The 5,238-nt window shown below is 66.9% G+C and carries 5 protein-coding genes; all 5 read left to right on the top strand.

Going from position 1 to position 5,238, the window contains the following annotated elements:
• Positions 1–720: o-succinylbenzoate synthase (menC, locus tag ACE3UY_RS13650; protein WP_374688060.1), on the top strand; the 720-nt coding region annotated here is incomplete at its 5' end.
• Between the two features lie 134 nt (positions 721–854).
• Positions 855–1,691 carry a pyrroline-5-carboxylate reductase gene (gene proC / locus ACE3UY_RS13645; RefSeq protein ID WP_374688059.1) on the top strand — a complete coding sequence of 279 codons (837 nt, stop codon included), beginning with the start codon at positions 855–857 and terminating at the stop codon, positions 1,689–1,691.
• A gap of 58 nt (positions 1,692–1,749) precedes the next feature.
• On the top strand, positions 1,750–3,531 hold the full coding sequence (gene pabB / locus ACE3UY_RS13640) for an aminodeoxychorismate synthase component I (RefSeq protein ID WP_374688058.1): 1,782 nt from the start codon (positions 1,750–1,752) through the stop codon (positions 3,529–3,531).
• 24 nt (positions 3,532–3,555) lie between these two features.
• Positions 3,556–4,653, top strand: coding sequence for a L,D-transpeptidase (locus tag ACE3UY_RS13635; RefSeq protein WP_374688057.1), 1,098 nt, complete (start codon positions 3,556–3,558; stop codon positions 4,651–4,653).
• A 195-nt stretch (positions 4,654–4,848) separates the two neighbouring features.
• A partial coding sequence (locus ACE3UY_RS13630) for an SDR family NAD(P)-dependent oxidoreductase (protein ID WP_374688056.1) occupies positions 4,849–5,238 on the top strand: 390 nt, incomplete at its 3' end.

Here is a 5,238-nt window from a genome sequence, read left to right as displayed (position 1 = left end):
GTCTCCGTCGGCGTCAGCATCGGCATCCAGCCGTCGCTGGCGCGGACGGTGGAGGTCATCGGCGAGTATGTGGCCCTCGGCTACCGGCGCATCAAGCTGAAGATCAAGCCGGGGCACGACGTGGCCGTAGGGCGCGCGGCGCGGGAGGCGTTCCCCGATCTGCCTATCATGCTCGACGCCAACTCCGCCTTCCGGCTGGAGGACGCGGCCGTCTTCCAGGCCATGGACGACCTGAACCTGCTGATGCTGGAGCAGCCGCTCGGCTACGAGGACATCTACGACCACAGCCGGCTGCGCCCGCTGATCCAGACGCCGCTCTGCCTGGACGAGAGCATCCACTCGGCCGATCACGCCCGCTACGCCCTCGCCATCGGCGCGTGCGACATTATCAACGTCAAGCCGTCGCGCGTGGCCGGCTGGACGGAGGCGCGGCGCATCCACGACCTGTGCCGCGCGGCGGGGATGCCGCTGTGGGTGGGCGGGATGCTGGAAACGGGCGTGGGGCGGGCCGCGCAACTGGCCCTGGCCTCGCTGCCCGGCTTCACGTTGCCTGGCGACATCTCGGCCACCGACCGCTACTACGCGCGGGACATCACCGCACCCTTCACGCTCAACCGCGAGGATAGCACCATCACCGTGCCGGCCGGGCCGGGTCTGGGCGTCGAGATCGACCACGACCAACTGGCGGCCGTCACCCTGCGCCGCGAGAGCTTCAGATGAAAGAGAATCCACAGATTTCACAGATTCTTAGGAGTGCTTGGTCGTTAGTCAAGCCACTAACGACTAACCACAAACGACGAAATCCCAATCTGTGCAATCTGTGTAATCTGTGGATGCTTTCTTAGGAGAGTACAATGTTTACCGACAAGAATGTGAGTTTCATCGGCGGCGGTATCATGGGCGAAGCCATGATCCGCGGCCTGATCACCCGCGACATTGTCGCGCCCGACCAGATCTACGTCGCCGACCCGCTGCCGGAGCGGTTGGACGATCTGCGGGAGCGTTACGGCATCCACGCTTCCGGCAACAACGCCGAAGTAGCCGAGGCGGGACAGGTCATCGTCCTGTCGGTGAAGCCGCAGAACCTGACCGAGGTCATGCCCAACATCCGCGGCCACCTGCGGCGGCAGGACTTGCTGCTGTCCATCCTGGCCGGCACGCCCATCCGCAAGTTGGCCGATGGCGTGGCCCATGCCGCCGTCGTGCGGGCCATGCCGAACACGCCGGCCCAGATCGGCCAGGGCATGACCGTCTGGACGGCCACGCCCGAAGTGACCGAGGAGCAGCACGGGCAGGCGCAGGCCATTCTCGGCGCGCTGGGTCAGGAGCTTTATGTCAATGATGAGGGCTACCTGGACATGGCGACGGCGCTCAGCGGAACCGGCCCAGCCTATATCTTCATGTTCATGGAGGCGCTCATCGACGCTGGCGTGCATCTGGGCTTCTCGCGGCGCGTCTCGGAGCAGCTCGTGTTTCAGACCATGCGCGGTTCGCTGGAGTACGCGGCGCAGTCGGGCAAGCACGTGGCCGAGTTGCGCAACCAGGTCACTTCCCCCGGCGGCACAACCGCCGCCGCGCTCTACCACATGGAGAAAGGCGGGCTGCGCACCGTCCTGTCGCGTGGCATCTGGGCCGCCTACCAGCGCTCGGTAGAGCTGGGGCAGGGGGAGAATGTGAAGGGGCCCGCGTGAGGGCGTGGCAAGTTACGGAGTTCGCATCCTCAGATGCGAACGGAGTGACGAACGACGAGTGACAAGTGACGAATTGGGAGCACCCGCGCCGGTGGTCGTCATGCAGGAGGGCGGCCGGTGGTGGCGCTTTGGCGATCTGGCGCGAATCGTCGTGGCGGAGCGGCCGGAGGAGGCGCGGGCGGCTTTTGAGGCCGTGGCGCGAGTGGTGGAGGCGGAGGGGCTGTACGCCGTCGGCTACCTGGCCTATGAGGCAGCCGCGGCTTATGGGCTGGCTGCCCATCCCACCGCGCCGGACGGGCCGCCGCCGCTCTGGTTCGGCCTCTTTCGCCGGCGCGAGTCGATAGCGCCCCCGGCGGCGACGGGCGACTTTCGCTTCGGCGAGTGGCGGCCGTCGCTCGACTTCCCCGCCTACGCCGCGGCCATCGCTCGCATCAAAGACGCCATCGCTCGCGGCGACACCTACCAGGCCAACTTCACCTTTCACCTGCGGGCCGACTTCGCCGGCGACCCGTGGGCGCTGTTCGCTAGCCTGGTGGCGGCGCAGCGGGCGCGCTATTGCGCTTACCTCGACCTGGGGCGCTTCGTTATCTGCTCCGCCTCGCCAGAACTCTTCTTCACCCTCGACGGCGCGGCCGTCGCCTCCCGACCGATGAAGGGAACCGCGCCGCGCGGCCTGACTCTGTCCGGCGACCGCGCGCAGATGGCGTGGTTGCGCCAGTCGGAGAAGAACCGCGCCGAGAACGTCATGATCGTGGACATGATCCGCAACGACCTCGGCCGCGTGGCCCGCGTGGGCAGCGTCGGCGTGCCGGAGTTGTTCACCATCGAGCGCTATCCGACGCTGTTGCAGATGACCTCGACCGTGACGGCCCAGACCGACGCCTCGTTGGCCGGCATCCTGGCCGCGGCTTTTCCCTGCGCTTCCATCACCGGCGCGCCCAAGGTGCGCACCATGCGCATCCTGCGCGACCTGGAGGCGGGGCCGCGCGGGGTCTACACCGGGGCCATCGGCTGCCTGCTACCGGGGCGGCGGGCGCAGTTCAACGTCGCCATCCGCACCGCCGTCATCGACCGCGCGACGGGCCAGGCGGTCTACGGCGTTGGCAGCGGCGTGGTGTGGGACTCCGACGCGGCGGCCGAGTACGCCGAGTGCCTGCTGAAGGCCCGCGTGCTGACCACCGCCCGGCCCGAGCCGTTTCGCCTGTTGGAGACGATGTTGTGGAGGCCGGAAGGGGGCTTCTACCTGCTGGAACGCCATCGGCAACGGCTGCGCGACTCGGCCGAATACTTCGGCTTTGACGTGGATATGGCGAACGTGGAGCGACAACTCCGCGACCTGGCCGCGTCGTTGCGCGAACCGAGCCGGGTGCGGCTGCTGGTGGGCGAGCGGGGCGATGTGGAAACGCAGGCGCTGCCCCTGGCCGCCGAGCCAGCCCGGCCGTCGCCGCTGCGGGTGGGGCTGGCCGCCGCGCCGGTGTCGTCGGGCGACGTGTGGCTCTACCACAAGACGACCCGCCGCGCGGTCTATGAGACGGCGCGGGCGGCGCGGCCCGACTGCGACGAGGTCGTCCTGTGGAACGAGCGCGGCGAGCTGACCGAGGCGACGACGGCTAACCTGGTTCTGGAACTGGACGGCCGCCGCTACACCCCGCCTGTGGCCGCCGGCCTGCTGGCGGGCACGCTGCGGGCGCAGTTGCTGGAAGCGGGGGAGATCGCGGAGCGGACGCTGACCCCTGACGACCTACGCCGTGCCGGGCGGGTGTGGCTGATCAACTCGGTGCGCGGGTGGCAGCCCGCCGAGCGGCATGCTACAATATCAGATGCAATAACCCACACATAACTTTTTATAGAGAACGGTTATTTGATGATGAGTCGAATTCGTCTACCCCTCGTGATCGCCCTGGCCGGGCTGGCCCTGTTCCTGATGACCCGCTCGACCCTGGCGGCCGCGAACTGCTACGTCCTGTCCAGCGACATCGGCTACGTCTGCGATACCAATGCGCCGCCGTCGCCTTACACCGAGCCGCCGCTGCGGCCGGATAGCACCTTGCCCGGCAAGAAGTATGGCCGGCTGGTGGACAATATCAACGTCTACGCCGAGCCGGACATGGACAGCCCCATCGTCCGCAACGCTGGCGACGGTTACCTGTGGCACAGCATCGAGGACACGGCCAACAACAGTGAAGAGGGCCGGCTGTGGTACATGATCGACCTCGGCGAGTGGGTGCGGGCTGAGGATATCAAGCTCGGCACGGTCTCTGAATTCAGTGGGGTTGAGGTTCGGACGCAGCCCCACCGGCCGTTCGGCTGGGTGCTGGTGGACTTCGAGTATAGCGAAGCCCCCGGCGCGGAACCTGGCCCCACCGCTATCAAGCTGCCGCGCTACACGCCGGTAGAGGTCTACGGCGCGGCCGTCGATGAAGAAGGCTGGATCTGGTACGACATCGGCCACGGCCGGTGGATGAAGCAAACCTACGTCAGCATCATCGACCTCAGCCCGCGCCCGGCCGAGGTTGGCCCGGACGAGTACTGGGTCGAGGTAGACCTGTATGAGCAGAACTTCGCCGCCTATGAGGGCGACCGCATGGTCTACGCCGGTCTCGTCTCCAGCGGCCTGAACCGCTGGCCGACCTACGAGGGCATCTACCAGGTGTGGGAGCGCCACCTGGCGACGATGATGACCGGCGCGGAGGGCAAGATCGACTACTACGTCAACGAGGACGTGCCCCATACGATGTACTTCAACGTCGATATCGCCCTCCACGGCGCGTACTGGCACGACCGCTTCGGCTATAAGCACAGCCACGGCTGCGTCAACATGCCCCCGCGCGATGCGGAGTGGATCTACTTCTGGTCAGAAAATGCGCCCAATGACCTGTGGGTCTGGGTTCATACGTCTGACCCGCATAACTACTTCAAGCAGACGGAGACGCAGGTCGAGTTTGAGGGGGCGGGGGAGTAGTAAGCAGTAAGCAGTGGTCAGTGGGTCAGTTAGAAATGAGCGCGCCGGGCATGTGTCCGGCGCGCTGTCGTAGTGTAGGGGCAGACCTGCGTGTCTGCCCGCCCCAGGGCGCACACGCAGGTTTGCCCCAGGATGCACACGCAAGTCTGCCTCAGGGCGCACACATAGGTGCGCCCCTACCAGGAGGAAAGGGACATGGCGGGAGCGAATTTCGACTTAACGGGGAAGGTAGCGCTGATTACGGGCGCGTCGCGGGGCATTGGTCAGGCCATCGCCGAGGCGTATGCCGCGGCCGGGGCGCGGGTGTCGCTGGCCAGCCGCAAACAGGCGGCGGTCGATGAGGTTGCGGCCATCATCCGCGAGCGCGGCGGCGAGGCGCTGGCCGTGGCCGCTCACACTGGCGAAGCGGCGGCCGTGACGGCGCTGGTCGAGCGGACGGTGACCGAGTATGGCGGCATCGACATCCTGGTCAACAACGCCGCCACCAACCCCCACTTTGGCCCCTTCCTGACGGCCGAGGAGAGCCATTGGGACAAAATCCTTGACGTGAACGTGAAGGGCTATTTCCGCGTGGCCCAGGCCTGC

It is taken from the genome of Promineifilum sp. (SeqCode) (genome assembly GCF_041918635.1).
GTDB lineage: Bacteria > Chloroflexota > Anaerolineae > Promineifilales > Promineifilaceae > Promineifilum.
Note: the sequence above shows the minus strand (reverse complement) of the source record. Positions and strands in the feature narration are given on the sequence as shown.